The organism is Planococcus salinarum (assembly GCF_007004625.1).
Lineage (GTDB): Bacteria > Bacillota > Bacilli > Bacillales_A > Planococcaceae > Planococcus > Planococcus salinarum.
In genome coordinates, this window is sequence record NZ_VIFV01000012.1 from 36,321 (window position 1) to 61,955 (window position 25,635).

At 50.6% G+C, this 25,635-nt stretch carries 23 protein-coding genes and 2 riboswitches; of the genes, 13 read left to right on the plus strand and 10 right to left on the minus strand.

Translation table 11 applies throughout. The annotated features are described in order from the left end of the window. Positions 1–140 precede the first annotated feature (140 nt). Positions 141–1,256 carry a GGDEF domain-containing protein gene (locus DIJ65_RS08765; RefSeq protein WP_117301071.1) on the plus strand — a complete coding sequence of 372 codons (1,116 nt, stop codon included), beginning with the start codon at positions 141–143 and terminating at the stop codon, positions 1,254–1,256. Positions 1,257–1,264: 8 nt separating this feature from the next. Here DIJ65_RS08765 and DIJ65_RS16315 read toward each other — a convergent pair whose 3' ends face one another. Beyond that, positions 1,265–1,426 (minus strand): hypothetical protein, encoded by a 162-nt coding sequence (locus DIJ65_RS16315; protein ID WP_154718719.1) that lies wholly within the window; start codon positions 1,424–1,426, stop codon positions 1,265–1,267. 561 nt (positions 1,427–1,987) lie between these two features. On the opposite strand from DIJ65_RS16315, the gene DIJ65_RS08770 reads away from it, so the two are divergent. The 7 genes from DIJ65_RS08770 (at position 1,988) to DIJ65_RS08800 (ending at position 11,606) form a co-directional block, all read left to right on the plus strand. Further along, positions 1,988–5,128 (plus strand): DEAD/DEAH box helicase, encoded by a 3,141-nt coding sequence (locus tag DIJ65_RS08770; protein WP_117301069.1) that lies wholly within the window; start codon positions 1,988–1,990, stop codon positions 5,126–5,128. A 148-nt stretch (positions 5,129–5,276) separates the two neighbouring features. Then, positions 5,277–5,891: an NUDIX hydrolase gene (locus DIJ65_RS08775; RefSeq protein ID WP_117301067.1), complete on the plus strand. Its 615-nt coding sequence runs from the start codon at positions 5,277–5,279 to the stop codon at positions 5,889–5,891. A 536-nt stretch (positions 5,892–6,427) separates the two neighbouring features. Beyond that, positions 6,428–7,213, plus strand: coding sequence for a glutamate 5-kinase (gene proB, locus DIJ65_RS08780; RefSeq protein WP_117301065.1), 786 nt, complete (start codon positions 6,428–6,430; stop codon positions 7,211–7,213). Between the two features lie 18 nt (positions 7,214–7,231). Next, complete coding sequence (locus DIJ65_RS08785; protein ID WP_117301063.1) at positions 7,232–8,509, plus strand: glutamate-5-semialdehyde dehydrogenase; 1,278 nt, start codon at positions 7,232–7,234, stop codon at positions 8,507–8,509. A gap of 336 nt (positions 8,510–8,845) precedes the next feature. After that, positions 8,846–9,244, plus strand: coding sequence for a DUF1259 domain-containing protein (locus tag DIJ65_RS08790; RefSeq protein ID WP_117301061.1), 399 nt, complete (start codon positions 8,846–8,848; stop codon positions 9,242–9,244). A gap of 146 nt (positions 9,245–9,390) precedes the next feature. After that, on the plus strand, positions 9,391–10,125 hold the full coding sequence (locus DIJ65_RS08795; RefSeq protein WP_117301059.1) for a sulfite exporter TauE/SafE family protein: 735 nt from the start codon (positions 9,391–9,393) through the stop codon (positions 10,123–10,125). Positions 10,126–10,397: 272 nt separating this feature from the next. Continuing rightward, positions 10,398–11,606, plus strand: a complete 1,209-nt coding sequence (locus DIJ65_RS08800; protein WP_117301057.1) for a multidrug effflux MFS transporter — start codon at positions 10,398–10,400, stop codon at positions 11,604–11,606. Between the two features lie 593 nt (positions 11,607–12,199). On the opposite strand, the gene DIJ65_RS08805 is transcribed toward DIJ65_RS08800, so the two are convergent. The 9 genes from DIJ65_RS08805 to DIJ65_RS08845 form a co-directional block, all read right to left on the minus strand. Further along, positions 12,200–12,580: a VOC family protein gene (locus DIJ65_RS08805; RefSeq protein ID WP_117301053.1), complete on the minus strand. Its 381-nt coding sequence runs from the start codon at positions 12,578–12,580 to the stop codon at positions 12,200–12,202. 16 nt (positions 12,581–12,596) lie between these two features. Then, a complete protein-coding gene (locus DIJ65_RS08810) occupies positions 12,597–13,238 on the minus strand; it encodes an alpha/beta hydrolase (protein WP_117301051.1) in 642 nt (213 codons plus the stop codon). Positions 13,239–13,344: 106 nt separating this feature from the next. Next, entirely contained in the window at positions 13,345–13,755 is a 411-nt protein-coding gene (locus tag DIJ65_RS08815; RefSeq protein ID WP_117301049.1) for a DUF4395 domain-containing protein, read from the minus strand. Between the two features lie 83 nt (positions 13,756–13,838). Further along, positions 13,839–15,197, minus strand: a complete 1,359-nt coding sequence (gene mgtE, locus DIJ65_RS08820) for a magnesium transporter (protein WP_117301047.1) — start codon at positions 15,195–15,197, stop codon at positions 13,839–13,841. Between the two features lie 151 nt (positions 15,198–15,348). Continuing rightward, the gene (locus tag DIJ65_RS08825) at positions 15,349–15,882 is read right to left on the minus strand and encodes a 1,2-dihydroxy-3-keto-5-methylthiopentene dioxygenase (protein ID WP_117301045.1); all 534 of its coding nucleotides are present in this window, start codon (positions 15,880–15,882) and stop codon (positions 15,349–15,351) included. Positions 15,883–15,909: 27 nt separating this feature from the next. Next, on the minus strand, positions 15,910–16,539 hold the full coding sequence (locus tag DIJ65_RS08830) for a methylthioribulose 1-phosphate dehydratase (RefSeq protein ID WP_391527600.1): 630 nt from the start codon (positions 16,537–16,539) through the stop codon (positions 15,910–15,912). Continuing rightward, positions 16,536–17,201, minus strand: coding sequence for a 2-hydroxy-3-keto-5-methylthiopentenyl-1-phosphate phosphatase (locus DIJ65_RS08835; protein ID WP_117301043.1), 666 nt, complete (start codon positions 17,199–17,201; stop codon positions 16,536–16,538). The genes DIJ65_RS08830 and DIJ65_RS08835 overlap by 4 nt, the downstream gene beginning before the upstream one ends. A gap of 2 nt (positions 17,202–17,203) precedes the next feature. Then, positions 17,204–18,418: a 2,3-diketo-5-methylthiopentyl-1-phosphate enolase gene (gene mtnW / locus DIJ65_RS08840; RefSeq protein WP_117301042.1), complete on the minus strand. Its 1,215-nt coding sequence runs from the start codon at positions 18,416–18,418 to the stop codon at positions 17,204–17,206. 68 nt (positions 18,419–18,486) lie between these two features. After that, positions 18,487–18,596, minus strand: a riboswitch (SAM riboswitch). Between the two features lie 456 nt (positions 18,597–19,052). Continuing rightward, positions 19,053–19,298, minus strand: a complete 246-nt coding sequence (locus DIJ65_RS08845) for a hypothetical protein (RefSeq protein ID WP_142836493.1) — start codon at positions 19,296–19,298, stop codon at positions 19,053–19,055. Between the two features lie 129 nt (positions 19,299–19,427). After that, a riboswitch (SAM riboswitch) is annotated at positions 19,428–19,582 on the plus strand. 78 nt (positions 19,583–19,660) lie between these two features. Between DIJ65_RS08845 and mtnK the strand changes: the two genes are divergently transcribed. From mtnK to DIJ65_RS08870, 5 genes are read left to right on the plus strand one after another with little or no spacing between them, the layout of a single operon-like run. Further along, positions 19,661–20,839 carry an S-methyl-5-thioribose kinase gene (gene mtnK, locus DIJ65_RS08850; protein ID WP_071151996.1) on the plus strand — a complete coding sequence of 393 codons (1,179 nt, stop codon included), beginning with the start codon at positions 19,661–19,663 and terminating at the stop codon, positions 20,837–20,839. A gap of 3 nt (positions 20,840–20,842) precedes the next feature. Continuing rightward, entirely contained in the window at positions 20,843–21,904 is a 1,062-nt protein-coding gene (gene mtnA, locus DIJ65_RS08855; RefSeq protein WP_071151997.1) for an S-methyl-5-thioribose-1-phosphate isomerase, read from the plus strand. Beyond that, positions 21,901–22,986 carry a sugar ABC transporter substrate-binding protein gene (locus DIJ65_RS08860; protein WP_117301040.1) on the plus strand — a complete coding sequence of 362 codons (1,086 nt, stop codon included), beginning with the start codon at positions 21,901–21,903 and terminating at the stop codon, positions 22,984–22,986. Before mtnA ends, DIJ65_RS08860 begins: the two co-directional genes overlap by 4 nt. 59 nt (positions 22,987–23,045) lie before the next feature. Next, positions 23,046–24,599 carry a sugar ABC transporter ATP-binding protein gene (locus tag DIJ65_RS08865; RefSeq protein ID WP_071151779.1) on the plus strand — a complete coding sequence of 518 codons (1,554 nt, stop codon included), beginning with the start codon at positions 23,046–23,048 and terminating at the stop codon, positions 24,597–24,599. Continuing rightward, the gene (locus tag DIJ65_RS08870) at positions 24,523–25,560 is read left to right on the plus strand and encodes an ABC transporter permease (protein ID WP_071151781.1); all 1,038 of its coding nucleotides are present in this window, start codon (positions 24,523–24,525) and stop codon (positions 25,558–25,560) included. Before DIJ65_RS08865 ends, DIJ65_RS08870 begins: the two co-directional genes overlap by 77 nt. Positions 25,561–25,635: the final 75 nt, after the last annotated feature.

Here is a 25,635-nt window from a genome sequence, read left to right on the forward strand (position 1 = left end):
ATGATAAATTTCTCTGTACCAGGGGATGGATACATCTGAAATTCATTAAAAATAATCGCTTAATATTAGTATATTATTCCTGGTGATACCTGATAAAATGAGAATAAAGAACATAAACCTTTAACGAAAGGGGGGAATTCGTGGAAAAGTCATATCCGATCGGGTTGGATTACGAATACTGGGCCAAAAAAATCCTGTATTTTTATGGGCTGCTTTCGATTGTTGCCATTGGGGGACAATTGGTTGGGCTGATTGTTACATTTTATTATTATTACTATTATGTTGAGGAATACATATTATTACGGATGATTTGGCCGACAAGCCTGATATTAGCGATTATGCTCATTTCCTGGATTATGGTCAAAGGTATGAAGATTTACAATCCTTATATCCTTTTTTTCGCGGGTTCCCTCCTGGCGGTGGCCATGATTCTTGCAAATCCAGGCTTGCCAGGGTTGCAGATGACCCTGCTTTTGCCGATGGCGATTTCACTGATCTATCTCAGCAAATTGAAGCTGACCATCAGTTTCCTGATTAATTTCACATGTCTTATCATTATTTATATTATGAGCGAAGCCAGCCGGGCTGACATGACGCCGTATGAATATTTTGCCTACCTGTTTATCATTGTTGCCGGTTATATCGTTTATCTGGCGGTCATCGAAAGAGGTGCAGAAGTGCTTTCAACTCTGCGGCGAGCAGCAGAAAAGGAAGAAGATCTGCTCATACAGAACCGGGTCATGGAACGGTTGTCGAAGACGGATGCACTGACCGGGCTTTACAACCATAAGACTTTCCAAAATTCCCTGGATACGTTCGTTCAGCAGGCGGACCAATCAGCGATGCAACTTCAACTTGCAGTGCTGGATATCGACAATTTCAAAAGCATCAATGACAATTTCGGACACAGCGCTGGTGATTCCGTGCTGAAGCATGTAGCACAAGTCATTTTGGAAAAATCCTCATCCAATGACGTGGTGGCGCGGTATGGCGGAGAGGAATTTGCAATCGTCTTTACGGAAAAAAACTTCGACCAGGCATTAGCGTGTCTGGAAGAAATGCGCCGGGCGATTGCGGAATTGAGACATCCCGAAATCGGTGGTGGAACTGTCACCATCAGTGCAGGGTTGCAGAATTATTATGGCGGCCTGTCGAAAAGTGAGTTTTTCAAAAAGGCGGATACCTATTTATATGACGCGAAAAGCAATGGTAAAAATCAGATCCAGCACAACCGCAGTTATAATTATTCTGTTTAGCAACAAGCTCACCGTTTGGCCGATTGGCGAAACGGTGTTTTTATTGTCCAGCCGGTCGAATCGCTTCGATTCTGTCGCATTTCTATTGTCCAGACTCCAGTGGCCCAGCTCTTCGGGTCATAAGCCAGCTCAGCTGACGTGTTAAGAACACCACTCTGCTGGTCTGTCAAAAACCTTATTGCTCCTGTCTCTGTACCGCTGCGCTAGCTTCGTCGCAAAGAGGTGGACCAAATTACATTTGGTCCACCTCGAGGCTTTCGAGAAACTGTCCATTTCTCAAATCATTTAGTTTTAGACGGACGCTTCACTCGGGTTCAAGGTAAAATCGGAATGCTTGTTTCTTGAAATTGACTTAAAAGTATATGCTTTTAGAGAAAGCAATCTGAGATATGGAGCAAAACAGCGCAGACGCCCAGGGGACCAAGCGAAGGGCTGAGATCCACTCGGGCGAAGTGTAACGAGACCGAGTTAGCTCAGCGCGAGCCAAGAGTTGGCCGAAGGGAGTTCGGCCGAGTCTTTGCGACGAAGCTAGCGCAGCGATGCAGGAGCACGGGTTTTGACAAGCAAGCTGTTTTGCGGAATATCGGTTTTCATTTTTACTTTCTCAACAAGCAAGAGCTTAACGGGCACTGTCGCTTTTCTTAAATAGTTCGTCGGTTTGATTGTACCCAGCAACTTAATTAGCGATAATGGAGAATAAAAGCAGACGTGCACGGGGAAGGGTATTTTCCATGAAAATAGCAGTGAACGATTTCCGGATCAAAAAACTATGCGGCATGGCCGCCTATCGAAAAGGGAAGGCTTATTTTGACGCGGGCAAAGTGGAATTGCAGCCGGTCAGTGAAAATGCGTCCGTTATCAGAGCGGAGGTTCGAACGAATGGAATCTTCGAAGTGTCGGTCCGGGAAGAAAGGGACGGCAGCATTCAGGCATCCTGCAGCTGTCCGCCTGTCGGCTTTGTCAGTACCTACTGCCAGCATATCGCCGCCACCCTGCTCGCCATCAACGATCTCCAGCAGCAGGAACTGCAAAAAGCGCAGAGGCTGATGAATTTATTTGGCGACCGAAACATTCGCCCCAGTGCCAAGCAACTTCACTTTGATGACCGTCCGGTGCTGGAAATCAGTTTCTTGCTGCATTCGACAGAAGCGGATGACGGAGAGCGCATTTTTTCGGCCAAATTGAGTGCAGGAATGGAAGGCGCGGTGCCGATTCGCGATACTGGCGCATTCCTGCAGGCGGTCGAACGGGGCGCAAGCTACCCGATTTCATCCGATTTGCAGTATTCACGGGAAAATTTCAGCTTTACGCCGGAGACAGATGGAGTGTTGCGCGAAATGATGAAGATCAACGGCAATGTTTCGGGCCGTGGCCGTATCCTCATTCCCGCTTCCGCATGGGACCCGCTCGTGAAATTATTGACGGAAATTCCGTCAGTCAATATCGGGCATAAAGGAAGAATCTATAAAGGATTGCGTTTTGAACCGGAATTGCCTTTGGTATTCCGTTTTGAAGCGGCTGAAAATGCAGGATACATATTGAAGGCGGAAGGGCTCGAACACATCACGGTAATGACGTCCTACGGGCTTGCGTTGAGCGGCGGGGCTTTGGTCCAATTGCCGCCGGATGATTGCAGGCGGCTGGAGGAAGTGAAGGGCTTGATGGAAGGTACGGCGGTGCTCGAAGTAACGGCAGCGCAGAGCGACCATTTCATGGACAGTGTCATTCCCGGCCTCGAGCGGCTGGGAGAAGTCTATATGGCGGCCGCTGTCACTGGACGCCAGGAAGAAACACCGTTAACGGCGAAGCTGTTTCTCGACCGCATCCGCAACCGGTTGCTTGCCGGTGTGGAATTCCATTACGGTCAACTGGTCATCAATCCGTGTGAAGAGGAGGAAAACGAAATCCGCCATTTGCCGGGAGTCCGCCGCCAGCGAGGCAAAGAAGAGCAAATCATGGAACTCATGAAGAACAGCTTATTCACGCAGACGGACGGCGGCTTTTATATGCAGGACGAAGAAGCGGAATACGATTTCCTGTTCCACACCGTTCCGCAGCTCGAAGAATTGATGCAGGTCTACGCCACGACCGCGGTGAAAATGCGCGTGCAGAAAAACTACACCGGTCCGAAAGTGAAAGTGGAACTGAAGGAACGGACCGACTGGCTGGCGTTCAAACTGGAGCCCGGTGAAATTCCGGAAGCGGAAATCCGGCTGGTACTCGCGGCGCTGAAGGAAAAACGCAAATATTACCGGATCCCTAACGGTACGTTATTGTCGCTGGAGACCCCCGAATTTATTGCGCTGAACGATCTGATGCTGGACCTTGGCAACCAGGAGGAATGGTTTGGCGACGAAATCCGGCTGCCGCTGATTCAGGGGCTGCAGCTGGTGGCGACGCTGGAGGACGGGGAACTGCTGGATCCCGGCGCCGATTTTGCGAAGCTGCTGCAGAACCTCAGCAACCCGGAGGAAGACGGCTTCGAAGTGCCGGAACCGCTGACTGGCGTGCTGCGCGGTTACCAGAAAGCCGGATTCAATTGGCTGAAGGCGCTCGCGAAGTACCGTTTTGGCGGCATACTCGCGGACGACATGGGCCTCGGCAAGACTTTGCAGAGCATTGCGTTCATAGGGTCAGAACTGACGGAAATTCGCCGGCGACAAGCACCGGTGCTGATCGTCGCGCCGTCGTCGCTGACTTACAATTGGCTCAGTGAATTTGAGAAATTTACGCCCGACATCAAAGCGGTCATCGTGGACGGCAATAAAATTAAACGGAAGAAGCGGCTGGCCGAAGGGGCTTCGGCGGATGTCATCATCACTTCCTATCCGTCCCTGCGCATGGACGGCGCTTTATACAAGGGGAAAACGTTCCATACACTGTTTCTGGACGAAGCGCAGGCCTTCAAGAATCCAGTCACCCAAACCGCAAAAGCGGTGAAAGCCATCCAAGCGGATTACCGCTTCGCCCTGACCGGCACGCCGATTGAGAATTCGCTGGATGAACTTTGGTCGATCTTCCACGTCGTGTTTCCGGAATTGTTGCCGAACCGCATGCGTTTTGCCGAAATGCGGCGCACAAACATCGCCAAACGGGTCCGCCCGTTCATCCTGCGGCGCGTCAAACAGGACGTGCTGAAGGAATTGCCGGACAAAGTCGAAACCCTTCAGTTTTCCGAACTGTATCCGGAACAGAAAAAGTACTATGCGGCATATCTTGCAGAACTCAAACAGGAAGCGCTCAAGCATCTCAATAAGGACAGCCTGCAGAAAAACCGCATCAAAATATTGGCGGGCTTAACACGGTTGCGCCAACTATGCTGCCACCCGTCCCTGTTCGTGGAAAATTACGAAGGCGGCTCGGCGAAATTCGATCAATTGATGGAAATCGTCGAAAGCAGCCGGATGGCAGGACGCCGCGTGCTCGTCTTTTCCCAGTTTACGCAAATGCTGCAATTGATCGGCAACCGGCTGACGCGTGAACGGCGTCCGTATTTTTACCTCGACGGCCAGACCCCGCCGCAGGACCGCGTCGAAATGTGCAGCCGCTTTAACGAAGGCGAAGGCGACCTGTTCCTCATTTCATTGAAAGCGGGCGGCACCGGGCTTAACCTGACCGGAGCCGATACCGTCATCCTCTACGATCTGTGGTGGAATCCGGCGGTCGAACAGCAGGCAGCCAGCCGCGCACACCGAATGGGCCAGCAGCATACCGTGCAGGTCATCCGCATGGTCGCCAAAGGGACCATCGAAGAAAAAATCACGGCACTGCAGGAGAAAAAGAAGGACCTCATCGACGAAGTCATCCAGTCCGGCCAGGAACCGCTCGCCGCAATGACGGAGGATGATATTCGGGAATTGTTGATGATTTGATGAGTTAACCAGCCGGTATTCCGCAAAACAGCTTGCAAGTCTTTGCGAAGAAGCTGGGGAAGCAGACTCACAACTCCAGTTAATTGCCAAGAAAGCTTTTAAGAGAATGGTTTGCTAAAATAGAAGGAAAGGAAACGGAGGTGATGATATGGATCCGAAAAGTCTGGTGGAGAAAGTGAAAGACCGCATTCCGGAAGTGATGGACAACAGGAGCTTTTCGAAGTTTGCCATTCTCCTGCCGATGATCGAAAAGGACGGGGAAATCCATATCCTCTTCGAAGTCCGTTCCCATCAACTGAGAAGCCAGCCCGGTGAGATCTGCTTCCCGGGCGGAAGAATCGATAAAGAAGATGAATCGGAAGAAGATGCCGCCGTCCGTGAAACGGTGGAAGAGCTCGGAATTGCGAACGAACAGATTTCCGATATTTTTCCGCTCGATTACATCGTGTCACCATTCGGCATGATCGTCTACAGCTTTGCCGGCATCATTGACGCGGACGTGGAATTTCGCCCGAATCCGCCGGAAGTGGACAGTTTGTTCACGGTGCCGTTGTCGTTTTTCCTTGAAAAAGATCCGAAAGTCTACCGGGTCAATTTCGACATCCAGCCGGAAGAAAGTTTTCCCTATGACCTCATAGCGGGCGGCGAAAACTACAATTGGCGCACCCGGCAGGTCGATGAGTTTTTCTATTTGTATGAAGACAAAGTGATATGGGGCCTGACCGCCAAAATATTGACGCATTTTATGGAGATCATTCGCTGAATGGTCTTTTTTTTCATGTTTCAAATCCATAAGTGAAACTAACGCATCGGCATAGATTTGGCAGGGGTCCGAAAATTTTTTAATATTTATTTTAAAAAGGCCCGACGCATACATCAGCAAGGCTTTCAGAGCCATGAAAATACGCTGAAAACTGGAGGGAATTTGGAAATAGAATTAATGTATGTTAACATTGCTACTTAATTGTTTTGTTTAAATTTCAGCAATACCAATATTTAAACAATACCGAACGTTGCAAAGCGCTGGTGGGAAAATGCTTGGATTCAAAGAGAAAACCTTTATAACGGTTTTGGAATCTTTGCAGGATTATACGCTCATCATTTTATTTTAAAATTATAAAACTCTTTTTCACAGCGTTAATTCGGTCTATGAAATTAAATAAAAACTCGTAACAGCGTATAGTCTGACCATTGGATTGAAGACAATCTTTAATTGGAAACCATGCCACGGAGACGACGTTTTTCCGTCTTAAGAAAAGAAGGAAGAACTTTTTTATTTAAAATGGGAGTTGACAGTAAGTGGAGAAGAAAAGAATAGTAGTAAAAATAGGCAGTAGTTCATTGACAGATGCAAATGGGAAATTATCAATCAGCAAACTGCGCGGCCATGTGGAAGCATTGGCCAGCTTAAAAAACCAAGGGCACGAAGTCATTTTGGTTTCATCGGGAGCAGTAGCCGCCGGCTTTAAGAGCATTGGCTATTCATCGCGTCCCGATACAGTTGTCGATAAACAATCGGCTGCAGCTGTAGGGCAGGGGCTCCTGCTGCAGGCATATGCGGATGAATGCAAAAAACACGGGATTGTCGCAGCGCAATTGCTGTTGACCAAGGATAAATATAAAAGCGCAAACGACACCATATCCAATTTACTGGAGCGGGATGTTCTGCCGATCATCAATGAAAATGATTCTGTATCGGTCGAAGCATTGACATTTGGAGACAATGACATGTTGTCCGCCTTAGTCAGCAGACTGGTAGACGCAGATTTCCTGATGATTATGACGGATATCAATGGAATCTACAGCGGCAACCCGCATACCGATCCAAATGCAGAAAAATATACATTCCTCACTGAAATCCATCAGGAAATGGAAAATGCCGCTACTTCAGAAGGCTCTTCAACCGTCGGCACCGGCGGAATGAAATCAAAAGTTGAAGCTGCTAAAACCGCGTTGGCTTCGGAAGTCCAGGTGTTTATCGGATCTGGAGACGGCAGCGAAAAACTGGTTGAGATTTTTGAAGGAAAAGGCGACGGAACTTATATCGGTACATTGGAAGAACCAAAAGTATTAGTGAACGCATAAATCGAAAGGAGACAAAGGATGACTGAACTTCTACAAGAAGAACGAGTTACAGAAACCGAATTAGTTTTAAAAGCACAGGAAGCAAAAGAGGCGGCTTTCCAATTGGCGAAAGCAACGACAGCAGAAAAAAATGAGGCTTTGCAAATCATCTCAGCCCAATTGCTGGAAGAACAAACTTTCATCTTAAGTGAGAACGCAAAAGACATAACGGCCGGACAACAGGCAGGGATGAACGATTCGCTGGTGGATCGCCTGAAACTGGATGCCGCCAGATTGAAAGATATGGCAGATGCACTCATCCAACTCACCCAGTTAAATGACCCCATCGGAGAGACCCTCGAAAAGTGGGAGCAGCCCAATGGACTGGCGATGACAAAAATCCGTGTACCTATCGGAGTCGTCGGCATGATCTATGAAGCGCGCCCTAACGTAACAGTTGATGCCTCAAGCCTGTGCCTGAAAACAGGAAACGCCATTGTTCTGCGGGGCAGTTCAACAGCAATCAATTCCAATAAAGCGATCGTCCAGGTGATTCGCCGCGCGCTGGAAAAAACTCATTTACCGGTTGAAGCGGTCCAATTGCTGGAAGATACCAGCCGGGAAACAGCGGCTCAAATGTTCAAACTGAACGAGTATCTGGACGTTTTGATTCCGCGCGGTGGAGCGAAACTCATCCAAACCGTCGTTCAAAATGCCACAGTACCGGTTCTGGAAACAGGCGCGGGAAATTGCCACATCTATATCGATAAAACAGCGGAAGTGAAGATGGCAGTGGATATTGCGATCAATGCAAAAACACAGCGTCCGTCCGTCTGCAATTCCTGCGAAACGATTCTTGTGCAACAGGACTGGGCCGCAGAACATCTGCCGGAACTTGTGGCGGCTTTGCAAGGAGAGAACGTGAAAATTCACGGAGATGAAACCGTTCAGCAAACATCTTCAGCGGTTGCTCCTGCGACGGCAGAAGACTGGGCTACGGAATATCTGGGCTTTGAAGTGGCCATAAAAGTGGTTGGAACAGTCGACCAGGCCGTTCAGCACATCAATCAATACGGCACGAAGCATTCGGAAGCCATCATTTCTTCTGATGCCGCAAGCGTCGAACAATTCTTCAATGAAATCGATGCAGCTGCGGTTTATCACAATGCTTCCACCCGTTTCACGGATGGCTTCGAATTCGGCTTCGGCGCCGAAATCGGCATCAGCACCCAAAAACTACATGCCCGCGGTCCGATGGGCTTGCCGGCATTGACGTCAACGAAATACATTGTCCGGGGCACTGGACAAACAAAATAATGAATGAGGGCTACCTTTGGAAGTTGCGCAAGCGACTTTCGAGGGTAGTCTTTTTTGCGTTCTATTCCTGTTTTAAAGTTTGATGGATCACTTTCTGATCTTCAGGAAAAATGAATCCAGCACCAGGGGCATAACTTGAGGCAACTATTCAGCATCATCCCGGCTATTGGCATGTTTAAGAATCATTAGGGAGGCTATTTATACAGGAGTAGAAGCTTATTCATCTAGATAAAAACTGGTGATTGTCTAAACAGCGGCATAACGGCAGTTTCGTCTGAAATCGTAAATATTCTGAACTGCCGAAAAAGCAAAAAAACGAAAGGGAGTCGATCGTTCATGAGTAAACTTGAAGAAACAGCAAAGCGTTTCGGAGACATTCTTGGTGTGGAAGCGGAGGCGGATGCCGACAAAGGGATGGTGGAAGCACCAAAACCGCGCGATCTGGACGTAACTGTCCAAGGACGGCCATTTAAAAGCGAATTATCCATGGAAATCCATTTTGAAGCACTTGAAGACGACGGCACTGCTCTGAATCATGCGGAAATTGTCCTGTTGCCGGAAGAAGTTCCTGACTTTACCCGTGCACTCGGAGAAAATAATCTCACTATCAGCGCCCTCCATAACCATTGGCTTTATGCAGAACCGGCGATCATGTACCTTCACGTTCAGTCGGTCGAAAAGCCGGAAGATTTTGCAACAAAATTAGCCACGTCTTTTAAAGTGCTGAAAAATTAATGATCCAGTTAGTCCTCGAATTGTTATTCAATTCGGGGGCTTTTTTGTCAGAATGTATAAGTTTTACTTATTGATTTTCATAAGAACTATTGAATTTATTTAAGTATAGGAAAGGATTATAGTAAGGATGAAAAGAGGTGAAGGCGATGGATTTCATTCTTATGTTTTTTATTGGCATAATTGCTACCACCCTGGGCACTCTTGCCGGAGGCGGTGGACTGATCAGCCTGCCGGCGATGCTGTTGCTGGGTATACCGGTTCACTCGGCTATCGGTGCCAATAAAGTCTCGAACACGGTCAGTTCGTTTTCCAGTTTTTATTACCTGATCCGCAAAAAGAAAATATCATTGAAAGAGTCCTATTGGATTGTTCCTGTCAGTCTGCTCGGCGGTGTGGCAGGTGGTTGGATCGCATCCTCAATTCCGGCAGAACAGCTGTATGTTTTAGTGAGTGTTTTATTGGTCCTGGCTTTTTTCACTTCATTTATTGGAAAGAAAGGCTTTACGGGAGCAAGCCTGCTGAAGTTCAAACCGAAAAGCGCGGGCGGCCTGTTCGGCATCGGCATGTATGACGGCTTCTTCGGTCCCGGGCAGGGGACATTGATGCTGTTCCTGTTCAGCGCGCTGGATATCGCGTATATCCGGGCAGTGGGATTTGTGCGGCTCGCCACGTTTTCCAGCTGTCTTGGAGCCGCCATCACCTACACGCTGGCGGGCCACATCATCTGGCCATTGACGTTGGCACTTATGCTCGGCTCGGTCACCGGTGCCCAGGCCGGGGTAAGAATTGCCGAGAAGCTGAACCCGGTTTTCGTGAAGCCGCTGTTGCGCGTTGTGACCGTGCTGCTGCTTGCGCAAATCATCTTTACACGGGTCTTTTGAGAATTGGAGCGAAGTTTTTAAGAAAGCCTTTGCGGATGCAAAGGCTTTTTCAATTATTAGGTGAAGGTGCTTGGCGCTGGGCAATAAAACAAGATTTTAGATGGAAATACCTGCTTTTATAAATAAACGAAGGATCGTAAAACAGATTGTCGAGACTAAATAAAGAAAATCATACTTATTCTATGGTAGGCTAAAAAACGGTCATTTCATTTTTGAAAATGGAGTTGGAGAAGAAATACATAAATGAACAACAGAAAGAAGGTTCCACTCGAATGCAAAATTTAGCCGGAATGAAACGTTCACGTTTCGTTATACTTTTAGGTGCACTTACAGCTTTGATCCCTTTCACCATCGATATGTACCTGCCGGCATTTCCGACTCTGGCAGAAGTTTATCAGACAAACGCTTCGGCTGTGCAGCTCAGCCTCACCGCCTGTTTGCTGGGGCTCGCGTTCGGCCAATTGGTTACAGGACCGCTCAGCGATACACTTGGCCGCCGAAAGCCGCTGATTATTTTTCTGATTGTCTATGCCATTGCCTCTGTAGCCTGTATCTTTGCGCCGAACATCTACGTCTTCGTCGGATTGCGCTTTGTGCAGGGCTTTGCAGCTTCTGCGGGACTCGTTATTTCCCGGGCAATAGTGCGGGATGTCAGCAGCGGAGCAGAATTGACCCGGCTCTTTGCTTTGCTCATGGTCGTCAATAATTTGGTGCCGCTGCTCGCACCTTCGTTCGGCAGCGGGGTTCTCCTGTTTGCCGATTGGAGAGGAATCTTCCTGACGCTGTCCTTGCTGGGACTGTTCCTGTTGCTGGTCACCGCTTTCCGCCTGGAAGAAACCCTGCCACCTGAAAAGAGGGTGCCGGGCAACCTGGGCGAAACCTTCAGCAACTTCCGCATCATCATCAAGAACCGGAAATTTACCGGCTACGCGCTGGCACAGGGGCTGTTGATCGGCGGCGTGTTTGCCTATGTGGCGGGCACTCCCTTCATCTACCAGAACATCTACGGCGTTTCACCGCAGGTCTTCAGTATCCTGTTCGGGATGAACGGCATCGGACTGATTTTCGGCAGTTATGCCGTCGGCCGTTTCAGCCATGTGTGGTCGGAGAAGAAATTCCTTGAAGTCGCGCTGTATACGGCAACGGCTGCAGGCGCCGTCCTGCTTGCTGTCGTGTTGGTTGATGGACCGCTGTGGGCTGTCGTCATTCCAATCTTCTTCTTTGTCACGGCAATCGGAGTCGTCGGCACCGCATCCTTCACGCTGGCGATGGAAGAGCAAAGTCGCGTCGCGGGCAGCGCATCCGCCTTGCTCGGACTTCTGCCATTCATCCTCGGCGCAGTGGCAGCGCCTTTGGTCGGCATTGCCGGCGAAGAAACCGCTGTTCCGCTGGGCTTGATCATTTTCACCATGTGTCTTCTCGCGCTGCTTGCCTATCTGTTTCTTGTGAAGCGGTTGGATAATGTGAAGAGGGTAAGCTGATCGGATTGTTTTTTTATGAGGAACCGTAATCGACCTCGAAGTGTCAAAACCGAGGCGTAATAGGAGGTGGGGGGGAGGTTTGAGTTGGAAATATTATGCAATAAAAAATCTCTTCCCCTGAAATGAGGAAACGGAAAGTATTCGGGGCTATTTGGAAAGTATTTTGGTCGTTTTGGAAAGTATTTGGCCTCAAACAGAAAGTATTTCATTCTGTTTGGCAAGTAAGTCCAAATAATGGGAAATAAAATTGGGGATTCGCCTTAACTGGCGGTTCCATTCCCATTTTGAAGCTGCATATTTCATCCCTGAAAATGCAACGGACAGTATTTTCCGCCCAACGGACAGTATTCCATCTCTACCAGACAGTATTTGACCCGCAACGGACAGTATTCGCGTCCCAACGGACAGTATATCCAATTAAATGGGAATTCGCGCAAAGCAACCTCTCTTTCAAGAGAAATTGCTGCCTATAAATACTCATCGGATGGTTTCCGCGCGCCGGAAACCATCCCCGGAACATTCGCCGAGGCGAATGTTTTTCCATTCCATAAGAAAGTCCGGACGGAAGTGCTCGTCCGGACTTTTTTTGTATGCTAGGAAACAACCCTGTCACTCGTCAGAGCATGCGTATTTCCTTCGGTGTCTTCAAAGAACGCCATCCATGTTTCAACGGCACCATTTTTGACGACGCGATGGGGAGAGCCGCTGAACTCGACGCCGCGCGCTTGAAAGTTTGTATAGCTGCGGTCAATATCTGCCACTTCAAAATAGAGCACCGAACTGGCATGGGCAAATTGCTCTTTCTCCGGCAAGCTCAACATCAGGCGCAAGCCGCCGCAGTCGAAGAATGCCATCGTATCCGTGTTGAAGAGAAGGGACAGGCCCAATTGCTCCTTGTAAAATTCGATCGCCCGCGCAAGTTCTTTCACAGGCATACCGATTTGATTGATTTTCTGGACAGCGGTTATATTCATCGGTATTGTCCTCCTTTTAGAATTTCTCGATTTTGTCCATGATGTCTTTCATGATGTCGATGGAGGCGAGGGTCTTTCCGGGAATCTCCAGACTGTGTTCGGTGCCAGGCACCAACTGCAAATCCATCTGTGAATTCGCTTTTAGTTGATTCCAGCGCTCCACGTCGTAATTCGGATCCGCGTTGCCAATAAACCCGAGTGCGCGGTTCGGCAGCGTGCGCATCGCGTCAAAGACGTCCGGCCGTTTGATTAGCGGCGTCAGCCAGATGGCGGTTGCATCCCGGAATAACGGACGCTGCAGTTCGGACGCTAGCGCAATGGTGCCGAGCGATTTGCCGATCAGGAAAAAATTTTCATAAGAGGATTCGGCAAGTACATGGTCGATGATCTTCGCCACGTCAAAGCGGATGGCTTCGCTCAATTCCTCCATTGTGAAGTCATCGTAAAATTCATCGTTGTAACGGTAGTTCACATTCAAAACGTCGCAGCCTTTTTGCAGATAGATATCCGTCGCGTAATGGAACAGCGGTGCCTGGGTCGTATACCCGGCACCCGGCAGCATTACAGCGAGACTGCCGGAAGCTTCCTGATGCCGAATGAGCAGATAGTGAACCGCATAGCCTTTATATCCTTCGATAAATCCTTTTTCGAGTTTCACCAGCAACTCCTCCTATTATTCCCATTATAGCGAAATTTCGGAATTGTGAAACGGAAAATTGAAAACACCCCACCTGAAGCAGCTGCCTCAAGTGGGGTGTCCATCTTTAATTCGTCCGTGCACGGTTATGCTTCATCATCATTAAACGGTAGCGGATTGTACAGCCGATGCAATAGCCCATCAGTGCGAGCGCGGCCGCCGCCATCACCATGATGCTGAAGAACAATGCGATGCCGTTGAATCCGACTGTAAAGAAAACGAGCGCCAAACCAAGACACACCGTCGCAATCCACTGGTTAAACAATTGCTGGTCGCGGTCTTCCTGGGTGTATTGGTTTGCCGGTTTTTTCAACAGCGGCTTCGCGGCCAGGATGACCGGGTTTTTCCTGGTGATCAATGTATAGACACCGACTGCGAAAGGCAGCAGCAAAATAGCTGGCGAAATCAGCAATCCGGCGATAACAGACAAGACAATAAAGCTTTGATTGATTTGAACGAGCGGTTTTGGAATCGTCATAAATACAGCTCTCCTTTATTCTTTTACTCATTATACCAAGTAATTTAATAGGAATAAAGGGAATAGAACTGACGATGCATTTCTTACATCAATTGCGAGATGAACACAGTGGCGATGCCGAAGTAAATCAGCAGCGACAGAATGTCGTTGATTGTCGTAATCAGGGGACCGGAAGCGATGGCAGGATCAATATTTAATTTGAATAAGATCAATGGAATGATGGTTCCTGCCAAAGTTCCGATGATCAGCGTGAGGAGCAGCGAGCTGCCGACCACGAAGCCGAGCACGAGGCTGCCCTGCCAAATATAGGCGATGCCCAGAATCAGCACGGCGCATGTTATGCCAATGATGATGCCGACCCACATTTCCCGGATGATCAAATTGATGCTTTGCCGGAAATTGGGTTTTTGCGAAACGAGTCCGCGCACGACAACTGCCAGCGACTGTGTGCCGGTGTTGCCGGTCATGCCCGCAATCATCGGCATGAAGAACGTCAGGGCGACCACCGTTTCAAGCGTGGCTTCAAAACGGCTGATGATGCCGCCGGATACCAGTCCGATGAACAGGAGCAGCACCAACCAGGGCAGCCGCCGATATGCGGCAACGATTGGTTTCGTTTTGAAATCGATCGATTTACCGGAAGCGGATAATTTCTCAATGTCTTCATTGGCTTCCTGCATGACGACATCGATCACGTCATCGACTGTCACAACGCCGACGAGGCGGTTGTCGTCTTCGACAATCGGCAGGGAGACGAAATCGTAGCGGCTGATGAGATTGGCGACTTCTTCCTGATCCGTCAGCACATTCGCTTTGACGACACGGCTGTACATGACATTCTGGATTTCTTCATCCAGTTCACCCAGCAGCAGATCCTTATAGGACACAACCCCGACGAGGCGTTTATTGTCATCGACGACATACAGGTAGTTAAGGAATTCAGCAAAATGAACAAAATGCTTGATCTTGTCAATCGCTTCGCGGATGGTGTAATGGCTTGGAATCCAGACGTAGCGGTCGTTCATGATGCGGCCGGCGGTTTCCGGCGGATAGTTCATCAGATTCTGGACAATCGACGACTCGTCGCTCGTCATGTTCGCCAGCAACTCCTCGGCGCGATGCGGTTCCACGTCAGCGAGCAGGGCGGCGAGGTCATCGTTGTCCATTCGGTCAAGGACCTTCTTCGATTTCTCCACGCCGAGTTTCTGTAGAATTTCCAGCTGTTCGTCGCTGTCGAGCTCATCCATCAATTCGGGCAGCTGTTCAACGGTTAAATAGAGCAGGAATTTCGTCCGGTGCTTGTCCGGGATGCGCAAATATTGCTGCGCCATATCATACGGCTGCAATTCATCCATGACTTCCTGGAACTCCAGGATGCGCCCCTCTTTCAGGGACTGGACAATCGCCAGCGTAATTTCGTTTTCCGTCATTAACAATGCCATATAAATCTCTCCTTGGGTCAATAAAAACTTCGGCCGCTTCCGAAGTGGAAAGCGGCGTGTCCATTATCTCACTCCATTCCCGGAAATGGCGGTTTTGAAAAGTGGATGCAAAAATAAAAACCGCAGCGGGGGCTGCGGTCTGGGATTCTATTCAGCTTTGCACGCTTTCTTCCTGGTACACCGGCACCCAGCCTTCGGTCGTGACGAAGATGCGGACGGCAACCACTTTGCGGTCGTCGGCGAGGGTGAAGTAATGGGTGATGTTTTCAGGCACAGAGATGAGGTCGCCCGGCGTCAGGTGGACTTCGAAAAAGCGCTCGTCCTTGCCCTGGATGATGAACACGCCGTGGCCGCTGACAATGTAGCGCACTTCGTCGTCCGTGTGGATGTGCTTGCGCTGGAAGTTTTTCAATAATTCATCCAGCTTCGGGTTCGAGTCGGAAAGGGAAATGACGTCGGCCGCTTTGTAGCCGCGACGCTCGGAGATATCATCGATTTCCGCTTTGAACGCCTGCAGAATCTGTTCTTTCTCGTCATCGCTCAAATCGAATTTTTCGCGGAGCGCTTCCGGCAGCTTGTTGATGTCCCAATGTTCATAAACGACTTCCTGTTGTTCCAAAAATACTGCGACTTCGTTTTGCGCTTCGATCGTTTCGTCTGTACCTTGAATTTTGATGATTGCCATTGTAAATCTTCCTCTCTGAATTGAGTTTTATTTTAGTTGAAGAAGGGCCAGTTGATATTGGAATAAAAACTCGCTGGCCTCCAATAATTTCTTTGCCTCAAATGCATCTTTTCCCCACACGGTGATGCCGTGGTTGCGGATCAGCACGGCACCTTTGTCGGCTGTCAGGTGTTCTTCGAAATCTTCTGCAAGCCGCGGAATGTCGGCGTGGTTGGCGATGATCGGGATGGACAGCACGGCATCTTCGTTCCACAGGCCGAATGCTTTGATGAGTTCCTGCCCTTTGAAATCAATTTTGCCATCACGTCCGTAGTGTTCGGACAGGACGTTATTGGCTACGGTGTGGACGTGCAAACTGCAGCCGGCCCCGGTTTTGGTGTAGATGGCGCTGTGCAGCAAAGTTTCGGCGGATGGCTTGAGATGATTGGCTTCGACCGGCTCACCTGTTGCATCGATGAGGAGGAAATCCTCATCGGTCCGTTTGTATTTATCCTTGCCGCTGGCTGTGACCAGAAACTGGAGCGGTGCATCGTTTACTTTGATGGCGAGATTGCCGCTTGTGCCCATGAACCAGTCGCGCCCGGCCAGCACGTCTTTAACGTCCGCCAGCTCGTTCCATTTTTCCTGCAGCTTCGTCAACGTCTGTTCTGTCGTCATGAGCGCACACCCAATTTCGCATCGATGATGTCCGTAACGTCTCCGAAGTTCTCAAAGGACTCGTAAGGGATGTCCAGTTCTTCGCATTTTTCAATGAGGAAGTCGCGGGCGATGACCAGGTCGGCGTATTTTGCTGCCTGCAGATCGGTGATCGAATCGCCGATGACGATGCTCGTGCCGCCGTCCGCCAGCAGCTTCCGGATGATCGACGGCTTGCAGCAGCCGCAGCCCTGGCTCGCACACTGTTCGTCGCAGCCGTGCGGGAAATCGATGCGGATCGTGTCGCCGGAAAAATCCGCTTCATTGCAATAAATGCCGGCGAACGGTCCGAACGGTTCGAGCAGCGGGTAGACGAAAAAGTCGATGCCGCCGCTGACGATGTAGAGCGGGATGTTGTGCTGTCTCGTATAGGCGACGAAGTCCGCAAAGCCTTCCCGGATCTCCGCCTGCTCGAGCACGTAAGCGATGACTTCATCCCGTTTCGATGATGGCAATAAAGAAAACATCTTTTTGACACCTTCACGTATGGAGATGGTTTGAGCGAGAATGTCTTCTTTGATCGGTTCCCAGCCCGGTGGATCGAAATGCTTCATGATGGCGATTAAATTGTCGTTGGTTGTGATTGTGCCATCAAAATCACAAAAGATGATTGGCTGTTTCATAGTTACCCCCATAATTCCAAAGCTGTTTTTAATTCGGGCTGCTGTTCGCTGGCGTTTTCCAGGGTTTGATTCTGCAGAACGGCATCGACTGCCTGGCGGAACGCTTTTCCGCCGCCAGCTGCGCCGTCCGGATGTCCGTGGACACCGCCGCCAGCGTTGATGATGCTGTCGGTTCCGAAATCGTTTATAAGAAGTGGCACGAGTCCCGGATGGATGCCGGCGGAAGGAACCGGGAACGCCGGTTTCAACAGGCTGTCATTCGTTAATTGTTCACCGAGTGCCAGTGCCGCTGTCTTCTCCATGGCCACACTGCCATAAGGGGAGGGGAACAGCGAGAAATCAGCGCCGGCATAGCGGATCAGTTTGCCGAGTGCGAGCGGTGCAGCGACGCCGTAGAACGGAGAAGATGTGAACGCGCCGCTGAACGCCGGATGCGCCATCAGCGGCAGAGCGATGTCCTCGTCTTCCGCCAGTTCCTGCAGCACATCGAGTCCGTAGGCATGCACATTGAACAGCAAAGCATCGGCGCCGAGTTCGCGGGCTTTTCGTGCTTTGTCGCGCAGTTGCGACGTGCGGCCCGACAGGTTCACCGCGTAAAGTGTGCGGTGGCCGGTTTCGGTGTAGACTTCGTGCAATACCTGCTTCGCCGCGGTGATGCGCTGTTCGAACGGCGTCAGCGGATTGTCGAACAGAATTTCGTCGTCTTTCACGAGGTCGACGCCGCCGAGCGCCTGCTGTCTGAGTTGCGCCGTCAGATAATCGATGTCGCGGCCAATGACGCCTTTGAAGATGCTCATGACGAGCGGGCGGCCGTGGACATCGAGCAATCCGCGGATGCCGTTGATGCCGAAGCGCGGTCCGGGAAATTGTTGGAGCAGTCCTTCTTCAAAATCGAGATCCAATAATCTCACTTCACCGTCGAGCGACAGCTTGCCGAACACGGTGGTCAGAATCGCCGGCAGGTCCGCCGAGAAATTCGCGCTTGGATAGGAAACGTTGATGTGCGCTTTGATTAGTCCGGGCTTGAGGGGGTGAGGGCTTTGTGGAAATTCCTCGACGGACACGACTTCGCCCCTATGCTTTTTCAATTGCTCCTGCTCAAGAAGCGGCAAGTCGGTCCATGATCCGATCGTGAGTCCGAGCGCGATACCTTCCGCTTTTTTTTCAAATGACCCGGCTTTGCCGTATACCTGGTAGCTTGCTGTCAGTCTGCTCATATGTGACACTCCTTTATTGAAAATAAAAAAACCTCTTCAAATAAGAAGAGGTTAAGGGCGTTAACGACTTCTCATTTCTCAGCCATTGTTTCTGGCTGCAAGAATTAGCACCGTGTCCATTGCTGGACCGGTTGCCGGGCTTCAAAGGGCTTGTCCCTCCACCTGCTCTAAATAAGAATTGGATATTCGGTTGGTTGTTGCAACAAAGTAATTCTGATTATTCCACGTGCGGAGAATTCTGTCAACTAGGAATTGCGAGAAAGTTTTGGGGAGATGGAAACCTGGTGAGGGAGAGCATCCCATTAATAAAGTGAAGCTGGGTCAGAAGCAAAGGGAGGTTCGTGAGTGGCGGGCCGCTCACGAACCCAGCAGTTTGCGCAGCAAACTGTAGGCATTCGGGGGTTGGGTCTGGGTGGCGGAATCGGCTCCGGACAGTAAACAGGGCGTTCCGGACAGTATTTTCGTTTTGCGGACAGTATTTTGCGAATGCGGACAGTATTTGAGTGGTTCCGGACAGTAAATCCTTAATTTGGAAATTCAGCTTGCTTGAAAATGAAAAATCAGCAGCCCGACGAGCCAAATCTCATTAGAAATCGCGAATCTTGCCCGATTTCGCCATCCCAAATTGCCAATCTCATCGATCGACGACCGATTTCGCGCAAAAACAGACGATATCGCGACCGAAACCTGATACCGCTTCCACAGCTCCCGCCAACCCCACCTCTAAAACCAACCCCAACCCCAGAAATGAAAAGCCTTCGCCGCCAGCGAAGGCTCCTTGCAGACATTGGAAGATTTTCGCTGTGCGAAAACCTTCCGCTAAGGGCATAATTTTTATTCGAGTCAACAGGGGGAGCAAATGCGGCCAAGTTTCTTCCATAAGAGTTCCCCACATTTCGAAGAAAGCGCCGGCTGCGGCACCCAAAAAATTCAAAAATTCCTGTTGACAGTCAATTCTGAATCGTGATAGGATTCATCTCATAACAACAACCGCATATGAAATACAGTACTCTTATCAAGAGCAGGCAGAGGGAAATTGGCCCTATGACGCCCAGCAACCGACCGTAATACCTTCGTGAGAAGGGGCGCTTTATGCGCCGGGATGAACATCCCGCAAGGCACGGTGCTAATTCCACCAGATATTTTATTTCTGGAAGATAAGAGGCATGGAACCTCTTAATTCTGCGCCTCTTTCTTTCGGGAAAGAGGCGTTTTTATATTGGATTAGAGAGGAAGATAACTATGGCAACTACAGCAATTACTACATATCACGCATTGACAGAAGCGGAGGCAATCGCATTGGCAGCCGAACTTTTCCCGGAAGGAGCAAGACTGGAATGCCGGGAAATCGGTGACGGAAATTTGAATTATGTCTTTCGGGTGAGCGACCAGGAAAGCGGCAAAGGCGTCATCATCAAGCAGGCGCTGCCTTATGCGAAAGTGGTTGGCGAGAGTTGGCCTCTGACGTTAAAGCGTGCGGCGATTGAAGCAGCGGCACTCCGGAAGCATGGTGAATTCGCAACCGGCCTGGTGCCGGAAGTGTACGGTACAGATGAGAAATTAGCCTACACGGTGATGGAGGACCTGTCCCATCTGACGATTGCCCGGGAAGGCCTGATCCAGGGGAAGAGCTACCCCAAATTATCAACGCATATCGGTGAATACCTGGCACAGACTTTATTCCATACATCAGATTTCGCCTTGCATCCATTTGAAAAGAAGAAGTTGGCTGCGGAATTTTCCAATCCGGAATTGTGCAAGATCACGGAGGACCTGGTATTCACGGATCCATTTTTCGATTATGACACGAACGATTTCGAACCGGAGCTGCGGCAGGCGGTCGAAGCGGTTTGGCGCAACGATGCCTTGAAGCTCGAAGTGGCAAAATTGAAGCGCAGCTTTCTGACAGAAGCGGAAGCGTTGCTGCACGGCGACCTCCACACCGGCAGCATTTTCGCCGATGACAATGAAACCAAGGTCATCGATCCGGAATTCGCTTTTTACGGACCGATCGGCTTTGACGTCGGCTTGTTCCTTGCGAACTTGCTGGTGCAAGGCATTACGAGGGATGGAGAAGGCCGTGACACAATCGTGAAGCATGTCGAGAATACCTGGAACGTATTTGAAACACGTTTTTCCGAACTATGGAAAAGTGAAGGCATTGAAGATTTCAGAGGGGTTCAGGGCTACCGGGAGTCGGTGCTCGAAAAAATCTTCCGGGATGCACTCGGTTTTGCCGGCTGTGAATTGATCCGCCGTACAATCGGCCTGGCGCATGTCAAAGACCTCGACGGCATCGAAGACGCGGAACGGCGCATCCATTCGAAAAAGCAGGCGCTCCACATCGGAGAGACTTTAATCATAAAACGCGGCGAACTGGCATCGATCAACGATGTCACAGCGCTGTTGGAGGAGTTGTAAGAAATGGCGATACCCTTATCGATTCAATGGATCAACGGCCAGTTGATCATCCTGAACCAGCAGAAACTGCCATATGAAACGGAGTACATTGCACTCAATACGATCGAAGATGTCTATGACGCCATCATTACGCTGAAAGTCCGCGGCGCACCCGCCATCGGCATTACCGCCGCTTACGGTTTGGCCATCGCAGCACAAAAGCACGACACGGAAGCGCTTGAGCCTTTCCATCATTACGTGAAAAAAGACGCGGTTTACCTGGGTTCGTCGCGACCGACAGCGGTCAACCTGGTGTGGGCGCTCGGCCGGCTGCAGCATTCGATTGAGTCGGCGCAAACAGTCGCGGCGGCCAAAGCGCAAATTCTGGCCGAAGCGGTCCGCATCCATAAAGAAGACGAAGAAGCGTGCCGCAAGATTGGCGGTTATGCGCTAGAGCTGTTGGAAGGGCGCACGCGCGTCCTGACGATCTGCAACGCCGGTTCCATCGCGACTGCGAAATACGGCACCGCGCTGGCACCGTTCCACCTCGGCAAGGAACTGGGCCGTGAATTTGAAGTCTATGCCTGCGAAACGCGTCCGGTGTTTCAGGGGGCGCGGCTGACGGTATGGGAACTGCAGCAGGCAGGCGTTGATGTGACGCTGATCACCGACAGCATGGCAGCGCACACCATTGGCGCCAAAGGCATTGAAGCGATCATCGTCGGCGCTGACCGCATTGCGGCAAATGGCGATACCGCGAATAAAATCGGGACGCTCAACCTGGCGATCCTGGCCGCGGCTTACAACATTCCGTTTTATGTGGCGGCGCCGGTGGCGACATTCGACCTGCAGATTCCAAACGGCAAGAACATTCCGATAGAAGAGCGGGCGACGGAAGAAATCACCCATATTGCAGGACAGCCCATCGCACCGAACGGCACCAAAGTCTTTAACCCGGCATTCGACGTAACGCCGGCACAATACATCACGGCGATCATCACGGAAAAAGGCATCATCTATCCGGATTACGAGCGAAATATTCTTGAAGTGTTTACAACAGTTAGTGGAAAAGGAGAGAAATTATGAAAAAACAATCATTTTTAATACTTGCGGCTTTATTATTCATCAGTCTTTTATTGGCGGCCTGCCAGCCGAAAGGCGAAACGGTGACGGAAGCGGAAACGGACTCGGACAAGAAGGCGGAAACATCGGAACATCCATTGGCCGGCAAAGAAGTGGCATTGATTCTGCAGCAGAATCTCGGAACGTTTTCGGCCCAATACATAGCCGGAGTGGAAGAACAGGTGGAGAACTTTGGCGGCAAAGTCACCGTGTTCAACTCTGAAGGAGATTTGGCGAAAATGGCATCCAATTTGGACGCAGCCATCAACCAGGGAGCAGACGCAATCCTGATTGACCATGGAACAAAAGAGGCGTTGAACCAGGGAGTTGAAAAAGCGGTGGAAAAAGGGATTCCGGTGGTTGCGTTTGACGCGGGAATCGACGTGGAAGGTGTGGTTTCGCTTGAACAGGGTGACCAGCTGATGGCGGAACAGACTTTGGGGAAACTCGCTGAAGACCACGACGGCGAAGCGAATATCGTGAAAATCTGGACAGCTGGCTTTGCGCCGATGGAACGCCGCCAAATCGCGTATGAGCAATTCTTGAAAGACAACCCGGGCATCAAGGAAGTGGCAGCTTTCGGCGCGGCAACGGCAAATACAGCGCTCGATACGCAGGCGCAAATGGAAGCGATTTTGAAGCAATATCCGAACGAAGGGGACATCACAGCTGTTTGGGCGGCTTGGGATGAATTCGCGAAAGGCGCGGTCCGTGCAATCGAGCAGGCAGGACGCACCGACATCAAAGTTTACAGCATCGACATGAGCGATGAAGATTTGCAGATGATCCAAAAAGACGGCAGCCCGTGGGTCGCTTCGGCAGCGGTCGATCCGGCGGATATCGGGCGCATCCAGGTGCGTTACGCGTATCAGTTGATCAACGGTGAACAGCCGGAAGAGAAAGTGGTATTGGAGCCAGTCTTCATCGATGCCGAACAGCTTCCGGAAGAAACGGTGACAACGGAAACGTTGAGCGAACACATCGAAGGATGGGGAGCAAGCGAGCAGGGCTATACCGACGACCTTCGTGAACTGGAAGGAAAATGAAAGAGTGGAGCCGTCCTCGGAATTGGGCGGCTCCTTTCGGCGAAAGGAGGATTGCAGTGATGGCACAATTATTGGATATGCAGGCAATCGGCAAGCGATTCGGCAATGTGACAGCGCTGGAAAACGGCCAGCTGGCACTCGAAAAAGGGGAAGTTCACGCGTTGCTTGGTGTCAACGGAGCGGGAAAAAGCACCATGATCAAGATTCTGTCAGGGGTTTACGGCCAGGACAGCGGCGACATCCGGCTGGACGGCGAAACCGTCTCATTGCACTCGCCGAAACAGGCAAAAGAACACGGCATTTATTGCGTCTACCAGGAAGTCGATACGGCCATTGTTGCGGAACTGACGGTGGCGGAAAACATCCTGATGGACAGTTTTGCGGCAGGGGGCAGTTTTCTGCTGTCGAAGCAAAAGATAAACAAACAGGCGAAAGAAGCATTGGTCCAACTGCAGTCGGAAGAAATCTCCGTCACCCGAAAAGCGGGAACGCTCACTTTGGCGGAAAAACAGCTGGTGCTGATTGCACGGGCATTGGTGCATTCGGCAAAGATCATCATTTTTGATGAGCCGACAGCGCCTTTGTCATTGACGGAGTCGGATAAACTGTTTTCGGTCATCCGGAAATTGAGCAGCGAAGGCGTCGGCTGTGTCTTCATCTCCCACCGGCTGCCGGAAGTTTTTGAGATCAGTGACCGCATAACGGTTATGCGCGAAGGGAAATGGGTCAACACTTTCGTTACGGCAGAGTCGCATTCCGAAGGGGTTATCGAAGCGATGCTGGGCGAGGCGCTGAGCCATGAGTTGGAATACCAGCCGCATCCGGCAGGAACCGGTTTGCTGGAAGTCAATGGCTTGTCGGATGGCCATAAATTAAAGGATATTTCATTGTCCGTAGGAGCTGGTGAAATCGTCGGCATTGTAGGACTCGTCGGCGCCGGCAAAACCGAGCTCGCCAAAGCGCTGTTCGGAGCGGCGAATTCCGTCAGCGGCTCGGTGAGAATTGCCGGGAAACAAACCCGCATCAAGCATCCGGGCGATGCAATCCGGGCCGGCATGGCACTGATTCCGGAAGAACGCCGGAAAGAAGGGTTGTTTGTCCGCGAAACGCTCAGAGCCAATGCTTCGTTTCCTAACCTGCGGAAATTTTCATCGGGGCTGTTCATGAACAAAGCCGCCGAAACCAAATTTGCGGAAGAAATCATCGGCAAATTGAAAATCAAGACCGGCGACACCGAAACACCGCTCCTCCACCTGAGCGGCGGGAACCAGCAGAAAGTGGCCATCGGCAAGTGGATGAGCCTCGACTCGCTGCTGTATTTATTCGACGAACCGACAAAAGGCGTCGACATCGGCGCGAAAGTGGACATATTCAAATTGATCCGGGAACTGGCCGGAAGCGGCAAAGGCTGCCTGTACTTCTCCAGTGAAATCCATGAAGCGATCGGCATTTCCGATCGGATTCTGGTAATGTGCGATGGTCAGATCGTGAAGGAATTATCACGTCAAGAAGCGACCCAGGAAAGGATATTACTTTATGCAAGCGGTGGAAAAGAAGAGCTTAACAAAGCCGAAAAACTCAGTGAAAGAGAACGCAGTCCAATTTCTGTTTAAATACGGCGCCATCATCCTGCTGGTTGCGATTATCCTGTATTTCAGCAGCATCAGCGACGCGTTCTTCAGCTACGGCAACTTCTCGGATATTCTCCGGTCGATTTCAATCGTCACGCTGCTGGCGCTCGGCGTTACATTCACGCTCGTCGTCGATGGCTTTGACTTGTCCGTCGGCTCGACGATGTCCCTGTCGACCGTCGTGACGGCATCGCTGATGGTCTGGTATGACATGCCGCTTTGGCTGGTGCTGTTATTGCCGCTACTGATCGGTGTGGCGGTCGGGCTCGTCAACAGCTTCCTCATCACGGTCATCGGCATTCCCGATCTCCTCGCGACACTCAGTATGATGTATATTGTGGCGGGTCTTCACCGCACGTATACGGAAGGCTATTCCATCTACAATAATATGCCGCTGACGTCCGGCGGCACGGCTCCCGGCCAATTGTCCGAGGCGTTCCTGTGGATCGGGCAGGGCCAGATGCTCGGCCTTCCGGTGCCGGTGTGGATCATGGTCATCATGGTGCTGGCGGCGTATGTGATCCTGAATCACACGCGCTGGGGCCGCATTCTCTACATGACCGGCGGCAATGCGGAAGCAGCCACACTATCGGGCGTCAACGTGAAAAAGGTCAAGACTTCGGCGTACATCATTTCCGGCGTCTTCGCTTCGATGGCAGGTGTCCTGTTCACGGCGCGCGTCGGTTCCGGCCAGATTGATGCCGGTGCGCCTTTATTGATGGAAGCAGTTGCCGCAGTATTTGTCGGTTATTCGGTGCTCGGCGCCGGCAAGCCGAATGCGCTCGGCACGTTCTTCGGCGCAGCCGTCATCGGCATCCTGCTGAACGGGCTGACGATTCAGAACCTGCCGTATTACGCTTTTGACATTGTCAAAGGGGCTGTGCTCGTTGCGGCTTTAGCGGTTACGTACGTGTATGCGAAAAATAAATTCGCGAAGAGCTGAGGGATTCTTGCACGTATAACTGTAAAAACGTTCGTAAGGTGTTTTGACACTTTGCGAACGTTTTTTCTGTTTTTT